Origin of the sequence: Acinetobacter sp. SCLZS86 (genome assembly GCF_021560715.1) — a bacterium.
Taxonomy (GTDB): Bacteria; Pseudomonadota; Gammaproteobacteria; order Pseudomonadales; family Moraxellaceae; genus Acinetobacter; species Acinetobacter towneri_A.
In genome coordinates this window covers 3,012,743-3,037,653 of record NZ_CP090864.1, presented here as the reverse complement: position 1 = coordinate 3,037,653, position 24,911 = coordinate 3,012,743, and the positions used below count along the sequence as shown (strand labels likewise).

At 41.9% G+C, this 24,911-nt stretch carries 26 protein-coding genes; 15 read left to right on the top strand and 11 right to left on the bottom strand.

The window, feature by feature from the left end; genetic code table 11:
- Window positions 1–17 precede the first annotated feature (17 nt).
- Window positions 18–758 carry a dienelactone hydrolase family protein gene (locus LZP46_RS14550; protein ID WP_136144130.1) on the bottom strand — a complete coding sequence of 247 codons (741 nt, stop codon included), beginning with the start codon at window positions 756–758 and terminating at the stop codon, window positions 18–20.
- Between the two features lie 207 nt (window positions 759–965).
- On the bottom strand, window positions 966–1,124 hold the full coding sequence (locus LZP46_RS14545; protein WP_004647174.1) for a DUF1328 domain-containing protein: 159 nt from the start codon (window positions 1,122–1,124) through the stop codon (window positions 966–968).
- A gap of 191 nt (window positions 1,125–1,315) precedes the next feature.
- On the opposite strand from LZP46_RS14545, the gene LZP46_RS14540 reads away from it, so the two are divergent.
- Together LZP46_RS14540 and LZP46_RS14535 are read left to right on the top strand one after the other, a co-directional pair.
- Window positions 1,316–1,768 carry a YcgN family cysteine cluster protein gene (locus LZP46_RS14540; RefSeq protein WP_236094249.1) on the top strand — a complete coding sequence of 151 codons (453 nt, stop codon included), beginning with the start codon at window positions 1,316–1,318 and terminating at the stop codon, window positions 1,766–1,768.
- Window positions 1,769–1,885: 117 nt separating this feature from the next.
- Complete coding sequence (locus LZP46_RS14535) at window positions 1,886–3,154, top strand: replication-associated recombination protein A (protein ID WP_236094248.1); 1,269 nt, start codon at window positions 1,886–1,888, stop codon at window positions 3,152–3,154.
- 113 nt (window positions 3,155–3,267) lie between these two features.
- On the opposite strand, the gene LZP46_RS14530 is transcribed toward LZP46_RS14535, so the two are convergent.
- The 4 genes from LZP46_RS14530 to dapA all read right to left on the bottom strand — a co-directional run bounded on the left by LZP46_RS14530 (window position 3,268) and on the right by dapA (window position 6,106).
- Window positions 3,268–3,480 carry a cold-shock protein gene (locus LZP46_RS14530; protein WP_236094246.1) on the bottom strand — a complete coding sequence of 71 codons (213 nt, stop codon included), beginning with the start codon at window positions 3,478–3,480 and terminating at the stop codon, window positions 3,268–3,270.
- 359 nt (window positions 3,481–3,839) lie between these two features.
- Window positions 3,840–4,559 carry a phosphoribosylaminoimidazolesuccinocarboxamide synthase gene (purC, locus tag LZP46_RS14525; RefSeq protein ID WP_004974116.1) on the bottom strand — a complete coding sequence of 240 codons (720 nt, stop codon included), beginning with the start codon at window positions 4,557–4,559 and terminating at the stop codon, window positions 3,840–3,842.
- A gap of 36 nt (window positions 4,560–4,595) precedes the next feature.
- Entirely contained in the window at window positions 4,596–5,192 is a 597-nt protein-coding gene (locus LZP46_RS14520; RefSeq protein WP_236095229.1) for a lipoprotein-34 precursor (NlpB), read from the bottom strand.
- A 14-nt stretch (window positions 5,193–5,206) separates the two neighbouring features.
- Window positions 5,207–6,106, bottom strand: a complete 900-nt coding sequence (dapA, locus tag LZP46_RS14515; protein WP_236094244.1) for a 4-hydroxy-tetrahydrodipicolinate synthase — start codon at window positions 6,104–6,106, stop codon at window positions 5,207–5,209.
- 1,001 nt (window positions 6,107–7,107) lie between these two features.
- Between dapA and mhpT the strand changes: the two genes are divergently transcribed.
- From mhpT to ppk1, 4 genes are all read left to right on the top strand, one after another.
- On the top strand, window positions 7,108–8,334 hold the full coding sequence (gene mhpT, locus LZP46_RS14510; RefSeq protein ID WP_236094243.1) for a 3-(3-hydroxy-phenyl)propionate transporter MhpT: 1,227 nt from the start codon (window positions 7,108–7,110) through the stop codon (window positions 8,332–8,334).
- A 196-nt stretch (window positions 8,335–8,530) separates the two neighbouring features.
- Window positions 8,531–8,932: a hypothetical protein gene (locus LZP46_RS14505; protein WP_236094241.1), complete on the top strand. Its 402-nt coding sequence runs from the start codon at window positions 8,531–8,533 to the stop codon at window positions 8,930–8,932.
- Between the two features lie 47 nt (window positions 8,933–8,979).
- Window positions 8,980–9,606 (top strand): bifunctional nicotinamidase/pyrazinamidase, encoded by a 627-nt coding sequence (gene pncA / locus LZP46_RS14500; RefSeq protein ID WP_236094240.1) that lies wholly within the window; start codon window positions 8,980–8,982, stop codon window positions 9,604–9,606.
- 227 nt (window positions 9,607–9,833) lie between these two features.
- On the top strand, window positions 9,834–11,897 hold the full coding sequence (gene ppk1, locus LZP46_RS14495) for a polyphosphate kinase 1 (protein WP_236094237.1): 2,064 nt from the start codon (window positions 9,834–9,836) through the stop codon (window positions 11,895–11,897).
- A gap of 106 nt (window positions 11,898–12,003) precedes the next feature.
- Here ppk1 and LZP46_RS14490 read toward each other — a convergent pair whose 3' ends face one another.
- Entirely contained in the window at window positions 12,004–13,263 is a 1,260-nt protein-coding gene (locus LZP46_RS14490) for a hypothetical protein (RefSeq protein WP_236094235.1), read from the bottom strand.
- Between the two features lie 78 nt (window positions 13,264–13,341).
- On the opposite strand from LZP46_RS14490, the gene serB reads away from it, so the two are divergent.
- The 3 genes from serB to LZP46_RS14475 all read left to right on the top strand — a co-directional run bounded on the left by serB (window position 13,342) and on the right by LZP46_RS14475 (window position 15,988).
- Window positions 13,342–14,562, top strand: coding sequence for a phosphoserine phosphatase SerB (serB, locus tag LZP46_RS14485; RefSeq protein ID WP_236094232.1), 1,221 nt, complete (start codon window positions 13,342–13,344; stop codon window positions 14,560–14,562).
- A 400-nt stretch (window positions 14,563–14,962) separates the two neighbouring features.
- Window positions 14,963–15,298: a ciprofloxacin tolerance protein AciT gene (gene aciT / locus LZP46_RS14480; protein ID WP_236094230.1), complete on the top strand. Its 336-nt coding sequence runs from the start codon at window positions 14,963–14,965 to the stop codon at window positions 15,296–15,298.
- 210 nt (window positions 15,299–15,508) lie between these two features.
- Window positions 15,509–15,988: an SCP-2 sterol transfer family protein gene (locus LZP46_RS14475; RefSeq protein ID WP_236094229.1), complete on the top strand. Its 480-nt coding sequence runs from the start codon at window positions 15,509–15,511 to the stop codon at window positions 15,986–15,988.
- Window positions 15,989–16,049: 61 nt separating this feature from the next.
- Here LZP46_RS14475 and dtd read toward each other — a convergent pair whose 3' ends face one another.
- Complete coding sequence (dtd, locus tag LZP46_RS14470; protein WP_236094227.1) at window positions 16,050–16,490, bottom strand: D-aminoacyl-tRNA deacylase; 441 nt, start codon at window positions 16,488–16,490, stop codon at window positions 16,050–16,052.
- A gap of 233 nt (window positions 16,491–16,723) precedes the next feature.
- Between dtd and pncB the strand changes: the two genes are divergently transcribed.
- From pncB to LZP46_RS14445, 5 genes are all read left to right on the top strand, one after another.
- A complete protein-coding gene (gene pncB / locus LZP46_RS14465; protein ID WP_236094222.1) occupies window positions 16,724–17,929 on the top strand; it encodes a nicotinate phosphoribosyltransferase in 1,206 nt (401 codons plus the stop codon).
- A 164-nt stretch (window positions 17,930–18,093) separates the two neighbouring features.
- Window positions 18,094–18,936 carry a sulfurtransferase gene (locus tag LZP46_RS14460; RefSeq protein ID WP_236094217.1) on the top strand — a complete coding sequence of 281 codons (843 nt, stop codon included), beginning with the start codon at window positions 18,094–18,096 and terminating at the stop codon, window positions 18,934–18,936.
- Entirely contained in the window at window positions 18,933–19,784 is an 852-nt protein-coding gene (gene asd, locus LZP46_RS14455; protein WP_236094216.1) for an archaetidylserine decarboxylase, read from the top strand. Before LZP46_RS14460 ends, asd begins: the two co-directional genes overlap by 4 nt.
- Before the next feature lie 89 nt (window positions 19,785–19,873).
- Window positions 19,874–20,362 carry a LemA family protein gene (locus LZP46_RS14450; RefSeq protein WP_236094215.1) on the top strand — a complete coding sequence of 163 codons (489 nt, stop codon included), beginning with the start codon at window positions 19,874–19,876 and terminating at the stop codon, window positions 20,360–20,362.
- Window positions 20,329–20,799 (top strand): hypothetical protein, encoded by a 471-nt coding sequence (locus tag LZP46_RS14445; protein ID WP_019838074.1) that lies wholly within the window; start codon window positions 20,329–20,331, stop codon window positions 20,797–20,799. Before LZP46_RS14450 ends, LZP46_RS14445 begins: the two co-directional genes overlap by 34 nt.
- A 46-nt stretch (window positions 20,800–20,845) precedes the next feature.
- Here LZP46_RS14445 and phoR read toward each other — a convergent pair whose 3' ends face one another.
- The 3 genes from phoR to LZP46_RS14430 all read right to left on the bottom strand — a co-directional run bounded on the left by phoR (window position 20,846) and on the right by LZP46_RS14430 (window position 23,839).
- Window positions 20,846–22,204, bottom strand: coding sequence for a phosphate regulon sensor histidine kinase PhoR (gene phoR / locus LZP46_RS14440; protein ID WP_236094214.1), 1,359 nt, complete (start codon window positions 22,202–22,204; stop codon window positions 20,846–20,848).
- Window positions 22,205–22,213: 9 nt separating this feature from the next.
- Window positions 22,214–22,924: a phosphate regulon transcriptional regulator PhoB gene (phoB, locus tag LZP46_RS14435; RefSeq protein WP_004974162.1), complete on the bottom strand. Its 711-nt coding sequence runs from the start codon at window positions 22,922–22,924 to the stop codon at window positions 22,214–22,216.
- Between the two features lie 213 nt (window positions 22,925–23,137).
- Window positions 23,138–23,839, bottom strand: a complete 702-nt coding sequence (locus LZP46_RS14430) for a TetR/AcrR family transcriptional regulator (protein WP_019838076.1) — start codon at window positions 23,837–23,839, stop codon at window positions 23,138–23,140.
- 231 nt (window positions 23,840–24,070) lie between these two features.
- Here LZP46_RS14430 and LZP46_RS14425 point away from each other — a divergent pair, with 231 nt between their 5' ends.
- Complete coding sequence (locus LZP46_RS14425) at window positions 24,071–24,910, top strand: SDR family NAD(P)-dependent oxidoreductase (RefSeq protein ID WP_019838077.1); 840 nt, start codon at window positions 24,071–24,073, stop codon at window positions 24,908–24,910.
- The last annotated feature ends 1 nt before the right edge of the window (window position 24,911 follow it).

The following is a 24,911-nucleotide window of genomic DNA, read 5'->3' as shown; positions in this document are numbered from 1 at the left end:
GTAATGTGAACAGCAGATTAATCTGCTAAACGACGATCCAACACTTCATACATGGCAGCTAAACCTTGTTGCTCTGCCGATGCGTTGTAGCCTAAATCGACCCCATTGGCTTTGGCACGCTCATCAGCTTGAGGGTTACTAAAGCCGTGTTTGGCATCTTCAAAAATAATCACTTCATGCTCTACTTGAGCCGCGTGCATTTCTTCACGGAAACTTGCGACGTCGTCTAAAGTCACCATGCTGTCTAGTTCACCATGTAACACCAAAATCTCGGCTTGTACCTGACCTTGTTGCGCAGGGGCTTTCGGGCTGAGGTTGGCGTGAAAGGTCACCACGGCTTTTAATGCTGCGCCAGAACGAGCCAAATCCAGTACAACTTTGCCGCCATAACAGAAACCAATTGCAGCGAGTTTATCGCGATTTACTTCAGGTTGGGCAGCTAAAGTGTCCAAAGCTGCAGACGCACGAGTCACAATTGTGTCGGCATCTGCAAAAGTTTGCATCATCCATTCATTGGCTTGGGCTGCGGTGGTGGTGACTTTTTTATCGCCATACATATCAATCGCTAAGGCTGCAAAACCATGTTCAGCCAATTCACGCGCGCGTTGTTCGGTGTATTCGTTACGTCCCCACCATTCAGGTGCGACAATCACCCCCGCGACAGCTTGCGCTGTTTCTGGTGCAGCAAAATAACCGATCAGTTTGCTGCCATCTGCAGCAGTATATTCAATTTCGCGAGTTTTGATTGCTAAAGCCATGCCTTATTCCTTATCGTTTTCAATGCCATGATTAAAGCATAATAATATGGCACGCATTTTTAAAAACAGGGTAAATACTGCCTATAAATGTGAGAAAATATTTTTAAAAGAGCCAAATTGCCATTTGTTGCGTAAAAAGCGGATATAAAAAAAGAAGGAAAAATCCTTCTTTTTTATCTGATTTTTAGGAATTTATAGACGAGATGACTAGACTTTTCCGCGAGATAGGAAACCAACAATTGCTAAAATCACAGCAATCACCAATAAAATAATGGCAAAGTCTTTAGATAAACCTGCGACACCACCAAAACCAAGTAAACTCGCGATTAACGCAATCACTGCGAAGATTATAGCCCAACGAAACATAATTGTTCTCCATGTGTTTTTATAGCTTCTGGATTTATTATAGGGGGCTGAACGCAGCACACTGTTTTGTTTTTGTGTATTAAATGTTCAGTTGTTTGAGTTAAGTGTTTGATTCATTTAAAGACTAAACAAAAGCAACAAGTTGAAACAAGGCTGTTATAATGACGCAGTTTTGTTATTTTCTGTGCGCTATGTCTGATCAATTACGACCTGAATTTTGGAAAAACTATCCGCTGAATGCCTTAAATACTGCGGAATGGGAAGCCTTATGCGATGGTTGCGGTTTATGCTGTTTGGTCAAATTAGAAGATGAGGACACGCTGGAAGTTGCCTATACTAAAGTGGCATGCAAGTTACTGGATTGTAACACTGCATGTTGTTCAGATTATGCCAATCGCTTTGACTTTGTACCCGATTGCATTCAACTCACCCCCGAAAAACTGGAAAAAATTCACTGGTTACCGCCAAGTTGTGCCTATCGTCGTTTAAAACAGGGCAAAAATTTGCCATCTTGGCATTACTTAAATACGGGCTCACGCCAAAGTGTGATTAAAGCCAAAAAATCTGCGGCAGGGCGTTGTATTTCAGAACTGGATGTTGCAGAAGAAGATATCGAAGATTATGTGGTGCGTTGGGTGCGTTAATTCATCCTGCAGAACAAACCGTGAATCGTGTTTTAGCGATAAATCGGTACGATTAGAAATACTCCAAAGCTTGAGATCATAGTAGACTAGGTTGAAGTCAAGTATAGAAATAACAAGATGTCAGAGAGTCATATTCCACTGCCTGAGCGTTTGCGTCCACGCGATTTATCGCAAATTATTGGTCAAGATCATCTTTTAGGTGAGCAAGCGCCGTTACGCCAAATGATTGATCAGGGGCATTTGCCTTCAATTATTTTCTGGGGGCCACCAGGGGTGGGGAAAACCACCATCGCTTTGCTGTTGGCGCAGGCGGTAGATCGTCCTTTTATCAGCCTTTCTGCCTTGAATACTGGGGTCAAAGAGCTGCGTGAAATTATTGCCGAAGGCGGCGATTTGCTCACACCAGTGGTGTTTATTGATGAAATTCATCGCTTTAATAAGTCGCAGCAAGATGCCTTATTAAATGCGGTGGAAAAGGGCAAAATCACCTTAATTGGTGCGACCACTGAAAATCCATCTTTTGAAGTCAATAGTGCGCTGCTTTCACGTTGTCAGGTCTATACCTTAAAGGCTTTAGATGCCGATTCGATTCAGACTTTGCTTACTCAAGCCATTCAGCAAGATCAATTCTTAAAAGACCGTTATATTCAGATTGAAGAATTTGATGCTCTGATTCAGTTTGCTGCAGGTGATGCACGCAAGGCTTTAAACCTACTGGACTTGGTGGCAAGCACCTTTGAACCCGAGGTGGAAAATATCATCACCAACGCGATTGTGGTCAAGGTTGCGCAACAAAACATTGCCCGTTATGACAAGTCAGGCGAGCAACATTATGATTTGGTATCGGCTTTTATTAAGTCAATTCGTGGCAGTGACCCCGATGCTGCATTGTATTGGATGGCGCGCATGCTCAAAGGCGGTGAAGACCCGAGCTTTATTGCGCGTCGCATGTTGATTGCTGCTTCGGAAGATATTGGCAATTCAAATCCGAATGCCTTGTTATTGGCAGGTGAATGTTTCCGCTCGGTACAAGTGTTGGGTATGCCCGAAGCACGGATTATTTTAGGACAATGTGCAGTATATTTGGCGACCAGTGCCAAAAGTAACAGTACTTACTTGGCGATTAACAAAGCCATGAATTTGGCTGAAAAAACCGCCAACTTGCCTGTGCCACTGCATTTGCGTAACGCGCCGACCAAACTGATGAAAGAACAAGGCTATGGGGTAGATTATTTGTATCCACACAATTACCCCGAGCATTTTGTATTACAAGACTATTTGCCGCCTGAACTCAAAGGCACAAAGTTGTATGAGTCGGCACGTAATAAACGTGAGGTGGAAGGTGAGCGCTTACAACAACGGCGTTGGCAGCAGACTCAATCCTAAGCGATTTGGTATAGCTGAAAAGATATTTGTAAAAGTATTGGCATAAAAAAGCTCAAGAATCAACTTGAGCTTTTTTAGATTTGTTTGCAGCCTTGAGTGCTGCATTCAAAGGTTTAAAGCGGTTTGATGTTTACAGCGTTCGGGCCTTTTTGACCTTGCGCAATGCTGAATTCAACTTGTTGACCTTCATGTAAAGTCTTGAAGCCTGAGTGTGCAATTTCGCTGAAGTGTGCAAACACGTCTGGACCTGATTCTGGTTGAATAAAGCCAAAACCTTTAGTTTCGTTGAACCACTTTACAGTGCCTTTCATCGTAGTATTCGACATAGGGAAATATCCTGCTGAATTTTAATATGTTGCAATCTAAAAAGATTTGGAATAACTGGGAAAAAGATGCGACTTAAAATCTGAACAAAACGAAGGATTACAAAATAAAACTACGGGCTTAGACGATTAAAACGAACTTCATATTTTTCTAGTATGACAACAAGCATACACGGAATTGCAGAATACACAATTTAAATTCAAATTAATTTAAAAATAGGCAGACAGACTGGGCATTGTGGATGGGGCGATTTTTTCAAAGATTTGGTTTGTAAACCCTGTTTGGTCTACAGCAAAATACAAAAAACCGAGCAATGTTGCTCGGTTTTGGGAATTCAGCTTTTAAAATTGAAAAGCTTGAATTAGATGTTGTCTAAGTCGATGCCTAAACGTGCAGCAACTTCTTCATAAGCTTCAACCACACCGCCTAAACCTTGACGGAAACGGTCTTTGTCGAGTTTCTTCTTGGTGTCTTTGTCCCATAAACGGCAACCGTCTGGAGAGAATTCATCGCCCAAAACGATACGGTCGTGGAATACACCAAACTCAAGTTTGAAATCGACCAGAATCATGTTACCTGCATCAAACAATGCTTTTAATACATCGTTGACTTGGTAAGTCAGTTCTTTCATTTTTGCCAATTGTTCTGCATTGGCCCAACCTAAAGCAATCGCTTGAGATTCATTGACCATCGGATCGCCAAGCGCATCGTCTTTAAAGAACAATTCAAATGTAGGTGGGGTCAGTTCTTTACCTTCTTCTACACCTAAACGACGGCAGAGTGAACCTGCAGCGTAGTTACGAATAACGCACTCTACAGGAATCATGTCTAACTTTTTCACCAATACTTCGTTTGGTGTAAGTAGTTTTTCAAAGTGAGTTTCGATACCCGCTTCAGCCAATTTTTCCATGATAAAGGCGTTAAAACGGTTGTTCACCTTACCTTTACGATCTAGTTGTTCGATTTTTTCGCCATTGAACGCAGAGGCATCATCACGAAAGACTAAAATCAGGTGGTCTGCACTGTCTGTGGTATAAACAGATTTTGCTTTACCAGTATAGAGCAAGGTTTGTTTTAACATGAGGGAACCTTTTTCAAAAAAAAATGCCTAGTACGGCTAGGCTGACCAATTTTGGTAAATCTGGGCCAACAGATCTGCAGCTTTTTCTTGATCTGCAAAGCTGTTATCGGCATTGAATACGGCTAGGTTGTTGCTCGAACCGACAGAGGTCAATCTTAAGACATAAATCTGTTGATCGACCTTAATGGTTGCCTCGTAACGGTTCTTACTTTGACCAACAATGCTGTAATTCATACTGCTGAGGGTGGCAAGTGTGTATTGCCAAATTGTAGCAGAATTTCCATCAATTTTGAGTAATGGATTTTGGTTTCCGTCAACTACAGGTTGAGGACGCCCAATTTGCGTACTGTCTTGAACAGTCGTATTCGCTTGCACAGCTTCAGGACGTGGCATCGCAAAACGGTTGCCACGTGCATTTTCAAGCTTAGGTGCATTTGCCGTTGCTAGCGGGTCAACGCTTGGTGCAGGATACAATGGGGTTGCAGGTCGAACCACAGAACCTTCTGGATATTGAAGTGGTGCTAAAGAAGCGGTGTCTTTATAGTCCAAGGAACCATTATTGATGGCAAGAGAACTACAACCAGCCAAACTCAATACTGAAAGTGCGGCGATAAAACCAAAACGTAATTGCATCATACTAAGCTCTTTTATTGAATGACACCCGCAGCCTGAAGGGCTTCGCGTAACGGTGCACGATATTGTTCTGCAAGCGGAGTTAATGGTAGGCGAATTCCTGTACCAATTAATCCCATTTCATGAAGTGCCCATTTCACAGGAATTGGGTTCGATTCACAAAATAGAATATTGTGTAAATTTGCAATCGTACTGTTTTGTTGCTCTGCAGCTACAGCATCACCTGCAATTGCAGCTGCGCAAACTTGGCTCATGGCTTTTGGTGCAACATTAGCAGTTACAGAAATATTGCCTTTTGCACCATGTAGCATCAATTGATATGCCGTCGCATCATCACCTGAGTACACCACCATGTTTTTGCCGTTTAAGCCAGCCAGTAATTGCTGACCACGTGGCACATCGCCCGTTGCATCTTTTACACCCACAATATTAGGGATGTCGGCCAAGCGGATAACCGTTTCATTGGACATATCTACACCAGTACGACCTGGTACATTATATAAAATGATAGGTAAATCAACTGCTTCTGCAATTGCTTTATAGTGCTCGTATAAACCTTGCTGAGTTGGCTTGTTATAATAAGGCGTCACCAATAAAGCTGCATCTGCGCCCAATTGTTGTGCTTCTTTGGTGAGTTCGATGGCTTCATGCGTTGAGTTTGCACCAGTACCAGCAATGACAGGAATACGCTTATTTGCGACGCGAATAATTTCTGCGATTACTTTGGTGTGCTCTTCCATACTTAAGGTCGATGCTTCACCTGTTGTACCCACAGCAACAATACTGTTGGTTCCTTGTTCTATGTGCCACTCAACCAGCTTCTCGAGACCTTTCCAATCTACGCTGCCATCTTCTAACATTGGGGTGACAATTGCGACAATTGAGCCTTGAATGGTCTGTGCTTGCTGAGTCATTTTTTAAAAAGATCCTATTTTTCCATCCACAGAGGTGTAGAAAAGTAGATGTGGATGGTTGCAGTATTTTGATTTGGGGCAAAATTCAATCAAATTGATTAAATAATGCTTAGCCAAATTATGACTGATTCAGTGTGTCAGAACAATATGCTTTCGTCAAAGCAATCATAAACTTTGTTTAATTTAGTATTTTAGGATCAGCAGCTTGTTGTTCAAAATAAAAAAATAATAACCATCTCCTTTGTACCCAAATTTTCATTGGTATGGCGCAACCCTCATCAGCACTTTTTTAGCCTCAAGTTTGAAATACAACGCTGAATAAAGGGTCTGCTGACATTTCATAAATGGCTTGCGCTGTAGGCTAAAACTGAGCAGATCAGGCATGAAATGCAAGGAATAGCGAGACTGTTGCCAAGTTTCATAACGCAATCTGAGAAAGTTTTAGCCACATGAGCAAAAACAAAGCATTGCTTTGTTTGCTGCGCAAGGGGACAAGCATATTTTTTGCTGCTATTGCGTTATGTGCCAGTCATTTAGAATGACTAAATTTCCTGCCTCATGCCTTATATCAGCTAAAAAATCTTGCGAGATATATCTCTCACGTCGCAAACATAGATGAATTGTCAACAGACCCTAGATATTTATATAAAAAAACGCTCAATTCAGACCTTATAGCTCTTATATCTGACTGTTTTAATCGGGATATTTTGATTTTTGATTCTTAAGAATAATAGCTTTTAAGTCTACCTATGTTGTCGCTGACTTCTTAAATGGTGAGAAATCTTGCGCTGAATTTACTGCTTTAAGCGGGAAAATAGCGTGTAATTTGCCAGATTTATTGTTTTTTTCGCTATGTTTTTTTCTACATGCTGCGCAACACGTTTGCGCTGATCTGAAAAAATTCACTTTGGTCTAACACTTATTGATAGCTATTGCTGCAGTTTAAAACTGCGCAAGATGCAGGCTTTCACATGGCTATCTAATTCTAGTAGAGGGACCCAATGGATAGATCAACACAACATAGCGATCAGCGGCATGCGGTTATTACCGTCGCGATCTGCTTTTTAATTGCAGTGATTGAAGGTCTGGATATTCAGGCAGCAGGTATTGCTGCGGCAGGTATCCGTGAGCATTTTGGTTTAGACAGCTCGCAGCTTGGGGTATTTTTTAGTGCGGGTATTTTAGGTTTATTGCCAGGTGCTTTGGTTGGCGGACGTTTTGCAGACCGTATTGGTCGTAAAAAAGTATTAATCTGGTCTACAGCAGTCTTTGCTTTATTTACCTTATGTACGGTGTGGGTGAATAGCTTTGAAAGCCTATTGGCGGTGCGCTTCTTGGCAGGTGCGGGTTTAGGGGCAGCCATGCCAATTTTAATTACTTTGGCATCTGAAGCTGTTTCGCCACAAAACCGTGGTCGTGCTGTGGGCTTGATGTATTGTGGTATGCCTGTGGGTGCAGCCATTTTATCTTTAATTGCCAGTACAGATTTTGGCTCAAACTGGAAAAACATTTTCTATTTGGGTGGTTTGCTGCCATTTATTGTCATTCCATTGATGATGTGGTTATTGCCAGAATCACGTGAATTCTTAAAAGCACAAGCGGCAGGTAAAGATGTCACAGCACAAAATGCTGCGCCAAAAGCATCTTTTAAAGATTTGTTTAATTCACAAAACTTATTGCGTACCTTATTTATTTGGGTGAGTTACTTCTTTACCTTGATGGTGGTTTACATCATGTTGAGCTGGTTACCATCTTTATTTATGGAATTAGGTTTCTCGCGTAAAGAAGGCAGTACTGCACAGTTCTATTTCATGGTGAGTGCGACAGTCGGTACTGTAATTTTGGGTATGCTGACCGACCGTTGGAAAAAAGCCTACGTGATTTTATTGATGTATGGTGGTATTTTGGCAGGTTTATTTGCTCTAAATGCAGCGGGTTCACTCATGCAAATGTATATGGCTTCAGCTTTGGTCGGTGCTTTTGTGATTGGCTGTCAGGGCGTGTTATATGCTTTTGGTAGTATTGTCTACCCAACCGAAGTACGTGGTACTGGGGTCGGTGTTGCCTCTGCTGTTGGTCGTGTAGGCGCAATGCTTGGCCCTGCTATTGCAGGTCAGTTGTTGGCAGCAGGCTTTGGTGCGGCTGGGGTTATTTCAGCAGCCATTCCATGTATTATTATTTCAGCCATTCTCATGTTGTTATTGCTACGTCGTATTCAAACTGTTTAAAAGAATGAGAACAGTTGAAAGACCAAATAGCCTGCACCTGCAGGCTATTTTTTTGTATTTTGATTGCTGATTTTTGAGAGAAAATGCTCGAATGAATTGTGACAAGTACTGTCGCAAAGCTGCCTGTTCTACTGGGTGGTAATGACGCAAGCAGGGTATAATAAGACCTAAAAAACAGTAAAGATAAGAGCATTATTTGAAGCAGAAAAAATTAATCGCAGAATTTCAGTTGAATCAACAGCAGTTTTCGCTGTATCTGATTGAATATGAATTTATTTTAGAATTGAAATGCCATTTTCGAGCAACACGGACTTCTCCAAAACAAAATGCATGGCTGGCATTTGCCGATCAAGCCACTTATGAAGATGTCAACGCAGGTATTGATGCCTTTAAGGTGATGCGTTTAACTCGACAGCATTTGGTCAATTATTTAACTCGGCATCCACTGCCTTATTTTTATTTTCATGCTGCGACTGCACGCAAAGCCAAAATCTATCCACGTTTTGTAAGGCAATTATTGTTACAGCTACCGAACTATCAACATTGTGCCGAACACAATTCTTTTTATTTTTATCAAAGTGAAACCACTCAGACTTAAATTTCAGCTATGCTGAAGGTCGCATTTAGGATGAGAAAGGAAACAGCATGCAGCAGCTGAATAGCGCCTTGATTGTGGTCGATGTGCAAAATGGTTTTTGTCCAGGAGGTAATTTGGCGGTTGCAGATGCCGATCAAATTATTCCCTGCATTAATGCGTTGGGACGTGTGTTTCAAAACATTGTGATCACCCAAGACTGGCATCCTGCAACACATGTGTCCTTTGCTGCTAATCATGCAGGCAAACAGGACTATGAACAGATTCAACTCAGTTATGGCGAGCAAGTCTTGTGGCCTGTGCATTGTGTACAGGGCACAGCTGATGCCGAATTACACCCAGACCTAGATTTGCCTACAGCGCAATTGATTATTCGCAAAGGTTTCCACGAGCAAATAGACAGCTATTCTGCCTTTATGGAAGCAGACCGTAAAACCACCACAGGTTTGGCGGCCTATCTAAAAGCCCGTGAAATTGATACGGTTTATATTGTGGGCATAGCTACCGACTTTTGTGTGGCTTGGACAGCGATAGATGCCTGTGTGTTGGGTTTTAGTACCTACGTGATTGAAGATGCCACCAAAGCGATTGATTTAAATGGCTCTTTAGAACAAGCATGGCAACAGATGTTGGCACATGGGGTACAGCGAGTGCAGAGTCAGCACTTACTTGGCTAAAAGTAGATAACGAACTGGCCGCGAAAGGGAAGGGCGAAATCTTCCTTTTTGCTATAAAAATAGATTAAATGTAAAATAAATAAAAATCAATTTTTTACATATACCCAATTTTGACGAAATGTTCTGCGATTGATTGGGGGTGTAACATGATTGTCATAATCTCTACCTACCATGCCTTGCACAGAGGCGAAATAAGCAGACTGTCTTAAAAACAGCATAGAGAAGATATGGAACACTTTCAGCATTCATCTGATACTTATTTTAACCGTGAACTCTCTTTAATTGAGTTTAACCGTCGGGTTTTGGCGCAGGCTTTAGACCCTGAGTTACCTATTTTAGAGCGACTCAACTTTCTGATTATTTTTTCACGCAATTTAGATGAGTTTTTTGAAATTCGTGTTGCAGGTTTGATGAAGCAACTTGATTTGAATGCCACTACCCGCACCCCAGATGCCATTCCGACTGAACAGGTCTTGGCAGAACTGTCTGATAAAGTGCATCAGGCGGTTAAGCAGCAATATGACACGTTAAACTATGCCATTTTGCCGCAGTTGCAAAGTTTAGGGATTCACTTTATTCAATATCATGACATTTTGGATAAACATAAAGTGTGGATTGCTGATTATTTTGCGCGTCAGGTACAGCCTGTTTTGACGCCAATCAGCCTTGACCCATCACATCCATTTCCCCGTTTGGTGAATAAAAGCCTGAATTTTATTGTCAGCTTACAAGGCAAAGATGCCTTTGGTCGTGAAATTGAAATGGCGATTGTACCTGCGCCACGCTCCTTGCCACGTTTAATCAATTTGCCAAAAGAAGTGGCAGGCAGTGCAACAGAACACATTTTCCTGACTGCGATTATTCAGCAACATATCAATGATCTGTTCCCAGGCATGAAAGCCACAGGTTGCTATGCGTTTCGAGTGACCCGCAATGCCGACCTGATTTTAGCCGAAGATGTTGATGATTTGGCAGTCGCCTTAAAAGATGAATTATCTTCACGTCGTTTTGGGCGTGCAGTACGTTTAGAAATTGAAGATGATTGCCCGCAAGATATTATTGATTATTTGCTCAGCGAGTTTGATTTAGATGAACAGCAATTATATCGGATTAGCGGGCCGATTAATCTGTCGCGTCTGACCAGTAGTTTTGATCGACCTGAATTGAAATATCCCCCTTTTGCACCTGTGATTCCTAAAATATTTCGAAAGCAAAAGCCGATGTTTGAGATTCTGAAAAAGCAGGATGTGTTGCTGCATCATCCATTTGACTCTTTTCAGCCCGTGATTAATTTACTCAAAGAAGCGGCTAAAGATCCAAATGTGTTGGCGATTAAGCAAACGCTGTATCGCAGTGGCCCAGATTCTGAAATTGTGCAGGTACTTGCAGAGGCCGCGCGTAATGGCAAAGAAGTCACTGCCGTGATTGAGCTACGTGCACGTTTTGATGAAGAATCTAATATTATGGTTGCTAATGTCTTACAAGAGGCAGGTGCTGTAGTGGTGTATGGCATTGTGGGTTATAAAACCCACGCCAAAATGATTTTGATTGTGCGTCGTGAGCAAGAGCAGTTGGTGCGCTATGTGCATTTGGGTACAGGCAACTATCACGCAGGCAATGCGCGGATGTACACCGACTACGGTTTAATGACTACACATCCTGATATTTGTGAAGATGTGCATCGGGTGTTTCAGGAGCTCACAGGTATGGGCAGATCGGCAAAATTAAAAAACTTGCTGCATGCACCATTTACCTTACACAGTGAATTGCTCAAACTGATTGAACAAGAAATCGGGTTTGCACAAGCAGGCAAAGCTGGCCGAATTATCATTAAAGTCAATGCATTGACTGAGCCACAGTTAATTACGGCTTTGTACCGCGCTTCACAGGCAGGGGTACAGGTCGATTTAATTATCCGATCAATTTGTTGTTTGATTCCAAAAGTGAAAGGGATGTCTGAGCGTATTCATGTCCGTTCGATTGTGGGACGCTTTTTGGAACATACCCGCGTGTATTATTTTGAGCATGGCGGTGCGAAAAAATTGTACTGCGCCAGCGCAGACTGGATGGGACGCAACTTATTTTCACGGGTGGAAACCTGCTTCCCTATTTTGGATGAGAAAATTAAACAGCGTATTGTAGAAGATGGCTTGCTGAGTTATTTGCATGACAATCAAAATGCGTGGGAGCTACAAGCCAATAGTGAATGGCAGAAAGCTGCTGTGGTGGGGCAGGCTGCGGTACACAATGCGCAAATGTATTTGGTCGAGCAAAAGCAGCTGAATGTGTAAATTTGGCTGTAGTGAATGGATGTGATCTCGCGTCTACGAATATAAAAAACCTGAGTATGTGCGCATACTCAGGTTTTTATGTTTTTAAGGCATCTTATGGATTATTTTAAGAGGCTTTTGAATGTTTGCCTTTTAGAATTTCAGTGCGCAGGCTTTGCGCCAACTCAGCCGATTGGCTGTCCATACCATTGACCATAAAGGCGTGGCGCATCAGCACATTGGTCGGATTTGGCATACTCACCAATTCATAATGCGTAGACAGTTCATCCAGCAATTCTTTTGGTAGATGCACTGCATTTTCACGGGCAGATAATTGATGCACCAAACGCTCTGCCGCCTGCACCGCAGATAACTGCATGGCTTCGACGGCGGTAGATAAACCACTGCGAGTTTGCAAAACAAAACGTTTTTCTTCGCGGTAACGTTTATACAGCACTTCAGACAATAACTGGAACACCGTGCCAATCATTGCCATACAGGCTGCTGCATTTGGTGTATTGGCTGCAATACTGAGTGTTGCACCATCTTCATTGAATGGCTCTACCGTTTGAATATCGGAGCGGTTTAACTTGTAGTGTTGTACGCACAGTTCAATGCTTTTGTTCAGGAAAATCTGACATAAGCTAAAATAAGGCACAGACACACTTTGCGTGACCGTGTCTAATAATTGTTTCGGGTCATAAAACTGAATATTCAGCGCAATGTTGTTCTGATCTTGGCTTTGCTCAATGGCTTTTTTTGCTTTAGGCGAAATCACAGGTTTAGGTTGTTGCTGTGCCTGCGCAAGTGCCAAAGCAGTCTGATGTTTTTCTTGCTCAAGGGCTTGCGTCAATAATTGTAATTCGTGTTTGAGGCGGGATTCATTATTAATGCGTGCCAAATATTCACTACGGCTGGGACGGGCAATCGCGCGATAAGCCAACCATAACAAGGCATGAACCAGTAATGATAAAAGTGTGGCTAGCCATTGGGTACGCAGAATTTCACCAATACTTGGCTGAATTAAGGTAATTTCAATGCTGCCGACTTTCTTTTCATTGATGATGGCGTCGCGGACAAAGACTTCACCTACACGGGTACGTGACTGTCCACCTGTCGCCAAGACCTGATTTTTCGCATCTAAAATACGAATAGAAGCAATGCTTGGATTGGTGGCATAACGATTCACCAATAATGCCAGTGATACTGTATTGGCAGGTTCCAGCTCAGAAAGGCTGTCTGTGACCAGTTGGCTGGTCATTAACTGCCCCTGATTGGCGCGGTTTTCATTTAATTGGTGTGTTGTTGCAAGCACCAATAAAAAGGTGTGAAAAGCAAAACTTACTATCAATAGGCTAGCAAATAGCCCTTGTCTAGGCGCATTCAAGGTAAAACTTCCAAGGCATTTATATTCAATTTAGATTATGATTCTCACAATAGTTGTAGCTCAGACCCGAGTCAATTCATGCGAGAAATCATTCTTATATCATTTTTAGGACCTGACCAACCTAATCAGTTTACTCGATTAATGCAGGTATTGTCCGCTCATTCCTTACAAATCTTAGATGTTGGCCAAGCTGTTATTCATAATCAACTGACTTTAGGTATTGTTGTTGCATCAGAAGACCAGACTGCAACGGCTTTAGCCATGAAGGAGATTCTGATTTTAGCACATGATATTGGCTTAACTGTGCGTTTTAAACCAATCTCTGCAACTGAATATGAACAATGGGTCAAAGAAGGCGGTCGTACCCGTTATATCGTGACTGCACTGGCGCCGGAGCTGAATGCCTCACATTTACAGGCGGTCACGCATATTGTATCTAGCCAAGGTTTTAACATTGAAACCGTGACCCGTTTGTCGGGTCGTCCACAGCTTAATGCAGCCGAAGACGAACCTAAACGTGCCTGTATTCAGTTTGGATTAAGTGGGCAAATGCTAGATGCAGTGGCTATGCGTGCTGCGTGTTTAAGCCTGTCGAATGAACTGAGTGTGGATGTCGCAGTACAAGAAGACAACGCCTACCGTCGTAATCGCCGTTTGGTGTGTTTTGACATGGACTCTACGCTCATTGAACAAGAAGTAATTGATGAGTTGGCAATTGAGGCAGGTGTGGGCGATCAGGTGGCGGAAATTACCGAACGTGCCATGCAAGGTGAACTGGATTTTCAGCAAAGTTTCCGCGCGCGCGTTGCATTACTTAAAGGTTTAGATGCTGCTGTATTGCCTAAAATTGCCGAACGCCTGACCGTGACCGAAGGTGCAGAACGCCTGATTTCAACCCTGAAATCCTTAGGTTATCGCACCGCAATTTTGTCGGGTGGTTTCCAGTATTTCGCAGAATATCTACAGGAAAAACTCGGGATTGATGAAGTGCATGCCAACATTCTAGATGTAGAAAATGGCGTGGTTACAGGCGAAGTAAAAGGTCATATTGTAGATGGCGCACGTAAGGCGTTATTGCTACGCGAACTGGCAGACAAAATGGGGATTTCGTTGGAACAAGCCATTGCAGTGGGCGATGGTGCGAACGACTTACCAATGCTTTCTATTGCAGGTTTAGGTGTGGCATTCCGTGCTAAACCATTGGTACGCCAAAACGCAAATCAAGCCATTTCAAGTGTGGGCTTAGATGGCGTGCTGTACTTATTGGGCGTGCATGACAAAGATTTGAATCGTGCCTAATATGACAATTCAATGAAAAAAACGCAGCAGTCATGCTGCGTTTTTTGTTTGTATAATCAGCAAATAACGATGAACGGTAAACAAAAACTGTCGATAAAAACCGCAACAGCACCGAATGAAAAAAATATTCTTTAAGGAAAAAAATAAGGTGTTTTTTTGTAATGACACGCGAATAAAGAGCTAGCTTAGCTTCCCGAAAACTACAAAATTTAAAAAATGTAATGACAATATAATATTGCGACAAGGTGTGTCGCTTTATAAAAATACAAGTCTTTTTTTATCTCGAAAACGCAGCATAATGCATACATAGAATTTAAATCGACATCCATTATTTATTTAAACGGTATTTGAAGTTGCAAACCAATTCAAACAGAGGCTGCATCTTTAGACGGAGGTTTTTATGCTAACAGCGAATTTAGCGACCATTGTAGGCTTAAGCCTCGTCGCAGCTGCGTTGATTGCTGTTTTCTTTTCGCCTTATCGTCGCTGGTTAAACTTTATGTTGGCAGGTATGGTGTTTTGGGGGTTATTGGAAGTGGTGCGCTACAGTGTGCAACGCGTATTTGAACTGCCAATTACCTACAGTTACTTGTCGGCAATTTTCTTGGCGATGGCTTTGGTGACTTTATTATTATTACGAGAAGATCGTCGGGCAGAGCGTGCTTTGGCAAAACGTCGCTATATCGAACATACCCCCGTGTATGAAGACGATCAGCAGCAGTGCTCAAGCCGCTAAATCGTACAGACTAAATTCAAAAACTTTAAAAAAGATGCAACTGGCTTGCATCTTTTTTGCTTTATCCGAACGGCAGTTTGCGCCATCCAAACAGCGACAAAATTTTAACACCCTGCTAAAGATTGTTATACAAAGCCTTGCGGTAAAAAGCAGGAGATGTGATAGGATGAGTCTATTCATTATCCAACAATTACAATAGGCTTCTCGGTCATGAAACTTTCTGCAATTCCTGTGATCAAACTTCCTTTGGTTGATGTCAGTACTGATCCACTTGACCTGCTTGTGGCAGGCTTGGCATTGCGTATGAAACAGCTGGCACGTACCAGTCCAAAATTTATTGAGTTAGTGCATGAACGCCAGTTCCGCATTCAGATTGGCACTGATTTAGGTCTGGCGCGTCAAATTATTGTCAACAATGGACATATTGATACTGTGGCAGGCGATGCAGAAAAAGCTGACTTTATTTTGCAGTTTGCAGACAGCGAGCAAGGCGTAAAAACCTTAATGAAAGGCGATCCAACTGCGTTTATGACCGGCATGCAAAACGGCAGCATTAAAATGGAAGGTGATTTTGGCTTATTGGTGTGGTTTAACCAAGTAGCGAAATTGATTCCACCGAAACTGCCAAAACCTGTAAAAGAAAAAATTAAAATGGCACGCCAGTTTATTCAACAAAAAACGGGCAAATAAGTTGCTTAGACCCAAACAAAAACCTCTGATCAATTTTTGACAGAGGTTTTTTTTATGTGATTTACTCGACTTCCAAACAAAAAGTCACAGGCCCATCGTTTACCAGATGCACTTTCATATCGGCAGCGAAAATACCAGTTTCCACCTTGTCAAACTGACTTTTGGCATAGTCTACCAATTGTTCATACAGTGCTTTGGCATCGTTTGGTGGCATCGCAGGGCCAAAATCAGGGCGCAGGCCTTTTTGGGTTTGTGCCATGAGGGTAAATTGTGAAACCAATAGCACACTGCCGTTGGCCTGACTGACATTCCAACCCATTTTGCCTTGTTCATCATCAAAAAAACGATATTTCAAAATTTTATCAATCAGCTTTTTGCCTTTCTCAAAATTATCGTCTTTGCCTAAGCCCAAAAACACCAAAATACCCTGTTGAATCTCGCCAGTGATTTCACCATCGACCACGACTTTGGCTTCAAGAACTCGTTGTAATAATGCACGCATGGGGGCTAACTTTCTCAGTGTGGGGGATGGCTGCAGATTGTAGCAAACATAGGCACTTTGGCGTGCATTAACATCAATCACGAAAGCATCCGAACGGCAACTGCCCGCAGAGAGATAAAATATCTTGGGAAGGCTAGACTTCAGCAAAGCTGTAACAAGATTGTCGATAAATGCCCTTTTTTGCTGAATAAAGTATGCTTTAATGCAAGAAGTACCGCGAAATGATGATCCTTATGACCCCCATTATTCAATCTCTGCTCGATACTGATTTATATAAATTCACCATGTTACAGGTGGTGCTGCATCAATTTCCGCAAACGCACAGTGTGTATCAATTCCGCTGCCGTAACCTTGAAGATACTGCGTATCCACTGAGCGATATTTTAGCTGAGTTGAATGCGCAGCTAGACCATTTGTGTCAGTTGAAATTTAAAGAAGATGAATTGCAGTATTTGCGTAATTTACGCTTTATTAAAAGTGACTTTGTCGATTATTTAGAATTATTTCAGCTCAAGCGTCGTTTTATTCAAGCCAGTATTGATGCGCAAGGTCGTTTGGATATTCGGATAGAAGGTCCGATGGTACAGGCCATGATGTTCGAGATTTTTGTCTTGGCAATTGTCAATGAGCTCTATTTCCAGCGCATTCGCAATGATGAGGTCTGGGCAGAAGGTGAGCGTCGTTTACAGCAAAAAATTGCCCTGATTCAAAGTTACCAACAGCAACAACTGCCTGAAGATCCACCATTTTTGGTTTCAGATTTTGGTACACGCCGCCGTTATAGTTTTGCATGGCAAAAACACGTGATTACGGCTTTTCATCAAGCTGTACCTGAGGTGTTCCGTGGTACCAGTAATGTACTGTTGGCTAAAGAATTAGGCATTACCCCAATTGGGACAATGGCACATGAGTTTTTACAGGCTTTTCAGGCGCTAGATGTGCGTTTACGTGACTTCCAAAAAGCCGCACTAGAAACTTGGGTGCAGGAATATCGGGGGGATTTAGGTATTGCCTTGACTGATGTGGTTGGAATGGATGCTTTCCTGCGTGACTTTGATTTATATTTTGCCAAGTTGTTTGATGGCTTACGACATGACAGTGGCGATCCGTATGTATGGGGCGATAAAGCTTATGCCCATTATAAAAAGCTGAAAATTGACAGTAAAACTAAAATGCTGACCTTCAGTGATGGCTTAAATGTCGAAAAAGCGTGGGCTTTACATCAGTATTTTAAAGACCGTTTTCAGGTTAGTTTTGGGATTGGTACCAACTTAACCAATGATATGGGGCAAACTGCGCTGAATATTGTGTTGAAATTGGTGGAATGTAATGGGCAGTCGGTGGCAAAATTGTCTGATAGTCCGGGTAAAACCATGACCGATAATGACACTTTCTTGGCATATTTACGCCAAGTTTTTGAAGTGCAAACACCTGTTTAAAAATTTAGCTCATTCAAGAAACCGAAGAAAATCTTCGGTTTTTTTTCTAGATTAAAGCATGTGATTGTTAAAATTCTGCGAAAGTTATGAAAAAAACAGCATGCCATCAAAAATGACCTATACTAAGTTAAAGTTGATTGCCAAACAGACTGAACCGCATAAAAATGAGCACTTCTCCATTCAATTTTGGACTGCTGATTGAAGCAGAAGATTTAGTTCCCTTTTTAGGGCATGAAAAAATGCGCATTGTCGATTTGAGCCGCAATTCGGTGTACGAGCAATTGCATCTTCCGCATGCTTTACAGGTCAAACCGAGCATGTTGCTACGTCAGGATGAAGATACGTCGGGTTTATTGCCTGAACTTGAGGCTTTACAAGACTTGATTCAGTATTTGAATATTTCTCCTGAACATCATGTAGTTGCCTATGATGATGAAGGTGGTGCATGGGCAGGGCGTCTGATTTGGAATTTACACTGCTTGGGTTTTGAAAATACCAGTTTACTGAATGGTGGGATTCACGCATGGTTGGCAGCAGGTTTTCCAACTACTTCTGAGATTGAACCACTAACACCCGTCAGCACGCTTGTTCCTATTGCCGAGAAAAATCAGTATCGAATTCAATATGATGAGCTATTAGAAAAGTGCCAAAACCATTCGGTGCAACTTTGGGATTGCCGTACCGCAGATGAATACACAGGACTACGTTTAGCTGCACGGCGCGGCGGTCACATTCCTGGGGCATTGCATTTTGAATGGAGTACTGCCCTTAATCGTGAAAATGATTTAAAATTGCATCCCTTAGAACGCACACGACAGCGTCTGGAACAACTCGGATTCAATTTAAACGAACCTGTAGTGGTGTATTGTCAGTCACATCACCGTTCAGGCTTGGCCTACATTTTAGGGCGTTTATTGGGGTGGAAAATCCAGGCCTATGATGGTGCGTGGAGTGAATGGGGCAACCGCCCTGACAGTCCTGTTATTACTGGAGAGTTGCCGTCTTGAGCCTCACATCAAGTTTAAAAAAACAAATTTTCATTCAGGCACAACGCGTTGTGCCACAACATCAATTATCACGTGTTGTGGGCAAACTTGCAGCCAGTGAGCATCCTGTGCTCAAAAATGCGGTGATTACTGCATTCAAGGCGCAATATGGCATTGATATGTCTTTGGCAGAGCAAAGCAATGCCTTGAAATATAAATCTTTTAATGAGTTTTTTACCCGTTCTTTAAAGCAGGGTGTGCGGGAAATTGACAGCAATCCGAACAGCATTGTATCGCCTGCAGATGGGGCGATTTCGCAGCTAGGTAAAATTGAAGATGGTGCAGTTTTTCAGGCCAAAGGTCAGCAATTTACTGTTGAAAACTTAATTGCCGACCCGCAACTGGCTGAACCATTTAAAAATGGTCAGTTTGCAACCGTGTATTTATCTCCGCGAGATTATCACCGTGTCCACATGCCTTTTGCAGGCACGCTGACCGAAACTTTATATGTGCCGGGCGAGTTGTTTTCTGTCAATCAAACCACAGCCGAAAATATTCCGGGTTTATTTGCCCGCAATGAGCGCATGGTGTGTTTGTTTGATACCGAACTGGGGCGTATGGCGGTGGTTTTAGTGGGCGCAATGATTGTAGCGGGTATTGAAACCGTGGCGACAGGTAAAGTGAAACCATCAGGGCGTTTGGAGTTGAATCAGCACCAGTTATTCCTTGAAAAAGGTGCAGAATTAGGACGTTTTTATTTGGGTTCAACCGCGATTGTTTTGTTTGAAGAAAATAAAATGCAGTGGGATGCCGAATTCAAGGCTAATTCTGTGGTGGAAATGGGGAAAAAGTTAGGGGTTTTACTTTAATTTTCAATTAATAACGTTACAATTATCCATCAATATTAAATATCTGCCTATTTTATAGGCAGAAACATTATAAAATGAGGGTTTTATTTATGTGGTTATGGATTTTACTTGCCTTAATTACAGCTATTATTTATTTGGTTCTTACCTCTTATAATTCGCTGCAGCGTAAAGCGCATGATATTAAAGAGTCTTTATCCAATATCTCTGTCTCGATTAGTAAAAAAGTTAATTTAATTAATCAGCTTATGGATGTTGTTCGAGGTTATCAAGAAAGTGAGCAATTGACACATTTAACAGTTGTTAAAGAAACAGGAATGAATGCTATCTATTCTAGCTATCAAGATAGTAATATGATGTTAACAAACTTACAGGGTATGGCTGAGAGATACCCTGATTTAAAGGCAGACCAACAATACCATCGCTTAATTACAAATATTGAGCAATGTGAGCATGAAATTTCTCAATGGCGCAATGAATATAATGCTCGCGTGAAAGCTTATAACTCACATCGTTCATCTATCCCTACGATTTTGTTGCTAACGGGATGGGTTTTTCAGAAGCACCATATCTTGATTTAACAATAGAAAATGCAGAACAAACTATTTTAAAAGATTTTAAAATGGATGATGGAGAGCGTTTGAATGCTTTATTTAAATCAGCGAAAGATAATATTGTAGATGGTTCTAAAGCCTTAGCATCAACCTCTAAAGTTGTATTGGATAAAGCAGCAGATACAAGCAAAAAAATTGCGTCTAGTGAACAAGTACAAGGAATTGTAGATAAAGCAAATCTTTATATGGGGAAGCCAAGTACAACTAAATTCTTTTATTTATTATCTGATTCGACACCAAAAGGTCCTGTAAAAATAGAAGAAATTATTATGTTGGCTGAAGATCCAAATTGGGTTGAACAAGTCCGTTTATCAGAAGTCGGGACAGAACAGTGGATGAGCTTTGAAGAATGGACTACGCTTCATACACAACCAACACTGCAATTGCAACAACGTGATATTTAACTTAAATAGACTCTCCCTTCTATTATAAGAGGGGAGAGTTTTCCTATTAAATCTCGTAATACAAACGCTCTTTCGGGAACACGACTTTGAATATAGAGCCTTGATTTTCTTTAGATTCGACTTCTAAGTGTGCATTATGCTGCATCAAAACGTGCTTCACAATTGCTAAACCTAAACCTGTGCCGCCTGTTTGTCGGCTACGCGCGCTGTCTACACGATAAAAGCGTTCAGTTAAGCGTGGTAAGTGTTTCGGATCAATCCCGATGCCAGTATCTTCTACAGTAAAATAGCCTTGATTGCCATCATCATGCCAGCCAATGGTAACTGTCCCGCCTTTTGGGGTGTATTTAATTGCATTAGTGATTAGGTTGCTAAAGGCACTGGCCAATTCTACATCTGAACCAATCAGATCATAATGACTGTCGATATTTAGATTGAGCGTGTGTCCATAATCGACGTTATAGGCATGTGCATCGTCAAATAATTGATTCATTAAACTTGGCATTTCAATGATTTGATTTTTGGCGATGGTTTTTTCATTTTCCAGACGTGACAATAGCAGAAGGTCATTCACTAAAGCATTCATGCGTCGGGTTTGTGATTGCATTTGCTCAAAAGCACGTTTCCAACGCGGGTTAATATCATCCTGATCGGTAAAGGTTTCGATATAACCACTCAGCACGGTTAGTGGGGTACGTAATTCGTGTGAAATGTTATCGACAAAGTCTTTACGCATTTGTTCTAGGTTATGCATACGCGTCATGTCGTAAGCAAATAACAAACGGCTATTGCCACCAAACTGAGTCATTTTGACGTGCACATATTGCCCTTCATGCACACTCGATTTCATTTTTAAACCGTCGGGTGCTTGGTCAATATGATTAAAATATTCAATAAAACTAGGTTGGCGCAAAATAGTCAGGATGTTGCGTCCACGGTCTAAAGGCTGAATACCTAATATTTTTTCTGCAGCAGGGTTCCACCATTCAATCTGATGATTTTCATCAATCAGCATCACGGCTTCATCTAGTGCCACCAATGAAGACTGGGCGCGGTCAATCAACCCGACCATTTCGGCCTGAACGATACGTTCCTGACGTTGTGAGCGATAAACATTGAACAGTAATGCACCCCAAATACCATGCAGATTGGGCGGTACATCATAAGGACGATTGGAAATCCAGTCGTTGACTAAATAGAGTGAGCGCATTTGCTGAAGAAAAAACAGCAAAAAGGCGAGGCTAATACAAATCCAAAAATACCCAATCCCAAAACCAATCAAGCTTGCAATAATCAGGAAAAAGGCCAGTAATCGAAAGTCTTGTTTGGCAAAGGTCCATAAACTGCTGTAACGAACTTGTTTGAGGTCACGAGCGAGTTCAGGGACTGGGTAAGGTTCGTACATAAAATAATTTTAGCCTAAAGCAACATCCGCACGTGTCGAGAAGCGATAGCCTGTACCACGTACCGTTTGTACAAAACGGTCTACGCCATACGGTTCTAAGACTTTACGTAAACGACGAATATGCACATCAATAGTTCGGTCTTCAATATATACATTGCCGCCCCAGACTTGGTCAAGCAATTGCGCACGGGTGTAAGCGCGCTCTGGGTGCGTCATAAAGAATGCTAATAAACGATATTCGGTTGGGCCCATTTCTAAAATATTGTCGCCAAAACTGACGCGCTGGCTAACTGGGTCTAAAATTAAACCGTTGGCATCAATGGTTTTTTCACCGCTTAGAGCATTGGCACGACGCAAGACCGCTTTAATTCGCGACACCAATTCACGAGTTGAGAATGGCTTGGTCATGTAGTCGTCCGCGCCTGCATCTAAACCTTGAACTTTGTGATCTTCTTCGCCACGTGCAGTGAGCATAATCACAGGAATTTCGGCAAGGTTGTCATCGCGTTTTAGGCGACGGCACAAGTCTACACCGCTGACACCGCCTGGCATCATCCAATCAAGCAAGATAAGCGCTGGACGTTGATCGACAATCATCTGATGAGCTTGTTTTGCATCTTCTGCTTGTAAGCACTGAAAGCCTGCCATATCTAAAGAGGTATGGATCATCTCCCGAATCGGAAGTTCGTCATCGACGATTAAAATGTAGTCATCTTTCACAACGCAATATCCTATAGATGTTAACGGTGGACCGTTTTAATTTATGACAGGCTTATTACAAAGATTAATTATGACAGTATCATTGCAGAAAGGGTTAAATGGGCTGTTTTTGCAATAATTTGTGACAAACTAATGTCGATTTGATGAAAAATCTGAACAGATTCAGTAAAAGTAAAATAATGATTTGAAAAATATTATGAATATTTATCAGTTTTATGACAATGTCGAAGAATCTTTCATAAAAGCGTGCTCTTTTTCCGAAAAGGTCTGTAATAACGATAAAAATACAATACGGCAAGAAGACAGCACATCTTCCATAGACTGTTTAAAATCGCTCATCACCCAGCGAATGGCAATTTGGGTGACATAACCATTTAAACCTGTCGCCACCAATGAAATCTCTCGATTGGGGCGGTCTAAATGCGGCATCATCAGCATGACAAAGGCCTGAATCATGCGGTCAAAACGTGACATGGTTTCGTGAATAGTGGCTTGGTTATGCAGTTCTTGCACCAGCATGGCATCAATATAAATAATACGTGCCATTTGCGGGTTATTTTTTAGCGTAGTCAATAAAGCCGTTAGTCCTGCATCAATCATTTTTTTTGGATCCGCCGAAGCTTGCATAATGGCTTGCATGACATTTTGCTGTAATTCATCAATCAGTTTTAAAAAAATGGTCTGAAACAGTTCTTCACTTTTTTTAAAAGATTCGTAGAAATAGCGTTCGGTCAGTTTAGCTTCGGTACAAATATCTTTTACGGTCACGGCAAAAAAGCCATGCGTCCCATAGGCTTGAATACCTGCCTCAATCAATTTTTCACGACGTACCTGTTTGCGCTCAGTTAAAGATAAGCCTTTAAACTGACGTTCTTTTGGTGGTTTCTGGGTGGTTTTTTCTGTTTGTGCAGTCATAGGCAGTCGTTCTGTCCTGTTCAGTTAAGCCAAATACGAACCGTAAGCAGGCTTTATATTAGCAATAATTATCTGTTAAACCTATGATTTCAGATTCGTATGCGATATTCCTAATGGCTTATATTGACAATGCTTATTGTCAAAATTATATTTAAACCACAGCGCATTATACAGCCCTCCAAAACAACAAGCAGGTCTGAACTGTGCACGTCATATACTCAAGGAAATCACATGAAAAATTTTAAAAATAAAGTTGCCGCAATTACAGGCGCAGGCTCGGGTATTGGGCAGCAATTGGCTGTTCTATTGGCGAAGCAAGGCTGTCATTTATCGCTCAGTGATGTGAATGAACAAGGTCTGTCGCAAACAGTAGATTTACTCAAAGACAGTAATGTGCGCGTGACCATTAAAAAATTGGATGTTTCTCAATTAGAACAAATGCGCGAATGGGCAGCTGAAACTGTGCGAGACCACGGCTCGGTCAATATGATTTTTAATAATGCAGGCGTTGCATTGGGTTCTACTGTAGAAGGTGCAAGTTACAAAGAACTGGAGTGGATTGTTGGTATAAATTTCTGGGGTGTGGTGTACGGCACCAAAGAATTTTTGCCTTTCATCAAACAAACGGGAGATGGTCATATCATTAACATTTCTAGTTTATTTGGTTTAACCGCACAACCCACGCAGTCGGCTTATAATGCGACCAAGTTTGCGGTGCGCGGTTTTACTGAATCCTTGCGTCAGGAATTAGATTTGGAAAATTGTGGAGTGAGCGCGTTGAGCGTGCATCCAGGTGGGATTCGCACCAATATTGCCAACAACGCCAAAATGAACGACAGCATACGCACTTTGGGCATGAATCCTGAAAAATCGGCACGTGCGTTTAATAAATTATTGCGTTGCCCGCCTGAAGAAGCTGCACGCCAAATTTTAGAGGCAGTACAAAAAGACAAACGCCGCTTATTGATTGGTAATGATGCTAAAACTTTGGATTTAATCCAGCGTATTGTTCCAACGGGTTATCAGAAAGTAACCGCATGGGCGACTAAGTTTGGCAAGAAACGCGGTTAAT

What these genes read in the sequence shown, in the direction of transcription:
- LZP46_RS14550 (WP_136144130.1), bottom strand. Translation starts at nt 758, where the DNA reads ATGGCTTTAGCAATCAAAACTCGCGAAATTGAATATACTGCTGCAGAT.
- LZP46_RS14545 (WP_004647174.1), bottom strand. Translation starts at nt 1,124, where the DNA reads ATGTTTCGTTGGGCTATAATCTTCGCAGTGATTGCGTTAATCGCGAGT.
- LZP46_RS14540 (WP_236094249.1), top strand. Translation starts at nt 1,316, where the DNA reads ATGTCTGATCAATTACGACCTGAATTTTGGAAAAACTATCCGCTGAAT.
- LZP46_RS14535 (WP_236094248.1), top strand. Translation starts at nt 1,886, where the DNA reads ATGTCAGAGAGTCATATTCCACTGCCTGAGCGTTTGCGTCCACGCGAT.
- LZP46_RS14530 (WP_236094246.1), bottom strand. Translation starts at nt 3,480, where the DNA reads ATGTCGAATACTACGATGAAAGGCACTGTAAAGTGGTTCAACGAAACT.
- purC (WP_004974116.1), bottom strand. Translation starts at nt 4,559, where the DNA reads ATGTTAAAACAAACCTTGCTCTATACTGGTAAAGCAAAATCTGTTTAT.
- LZP46_RS14520 (WP_236095229.1), bottom strand. Translation starts at nt 5,192, where the DNA reads ATGCAATTACGTTTTGGTTTTATCGCCGCACTTTCAGTATTGAGTTTG.
- dapA (WP_236094244.1), bottom strand. Translation starts at nt 6,106, where the DNA reads ATGACTCAGCAAGCACAGACCATTCAAGGCTCAATTGTCGCAATTGTC.
- mhpT (WP_236094243.1), top strand. Translation starts at nt 7,108, where the DNA reads ATGGATAGATCAACACAACATAGCGATCAGCGGCATGCGGTTATTACC.
- pncA (WP_236094240.1), top strand. Translation starts at nt 8,980, where the DNA reads ATGCAGCAGCTGAATAGCGCCTTGATTGTGGTCGATGTGCAAAATGGT.
- ppk1 (WP_236094237.1), top strand. Translation starts at nt 9,834, where the DNA reads ATGGAACACTTTCAGCATTCATCTGATACTTATTTTAACCGTGAACTC.
- serB (WP_236094232.1), top strand. Translation starts at nt 13,342, where the DNA reads ATGCGAGAAATCATTCTTATATCATTTTTAGGACCTGACCAACCTAAT.
- aciT (WP_236094230.1), top strand. Translation starts at nt 14,963, where the DNA reads ATGCTAACAGCGAATTTAGCGACCATTGTAGGCTTAAGCCTCGTCGCA.
- LZP46_RS14475 (WP_236094229.1), top strand. Translation starts at nt 15,509, where the DNA reads ATGAAACTTTCTGCAATTCCTGTGATCAAACTTCCTTTGGTTGATGTC.
- dtd (WP_236094227.1), bottom strand. Translation starts at nt 16,490, where the DNA reads ATGCGTGCATTATTACAACGAGTTCTTGAAGCCAAAGTCGTGGTCGAT.
- pncB (WP_236094222.1), top strand. Translation starts at nt 16,724, where the DNA reads ATGACCCCCATTATTCAATCTCTGCTCGATACTGATTTATATAAATTC.
- LZP46_RS14460 (WP_236094217.1), top strand. Translation starts at nt 18,094, where the DNA reads ATGAGCACTTCTCCATTCAATTTTGGACTGCTGATTGAAGCAGAAGAT.
- LZP46_RS14450 (WP_236094215.1), top strand. Translation starts at nt 19,874, where the DNA reads ATGTGGTTATGGATTTTACTTGCCTTAATTACAGCTATTATTTATTTG.
- LZP46_RS14445 (WP_019838074.1), top strand. Translation starts at nt 20,329, where the DNA reads ATGGGTTTTTCAGAAGCACCATATCTTGATTTAACAATAGAAAATGCA.
- phoR (WP_236094214.1), bottom strand. Translation starts at nt 22,204, where the DNA reads ATGTACGAACCTTACCCAGTCCCTGAACTCGCTCGTGACCTCAAACAA.
- LZP46_RS14430 (WP_019838076.1), bottom strand. Translation starts at nt 23,839, where the DNA reads ATGACTGCACAAACAGAAAAAACCACCCAGAAACCACCAAAAGAACGT.
- LZP46_RS14425 (WP_019838077.1), top strand. Translation starts at nt 24,071, where the DNA reads ATGAAAAATTTTAAAAATAAAGTTGCCGCAATTACAGGCGCAGGCTCG.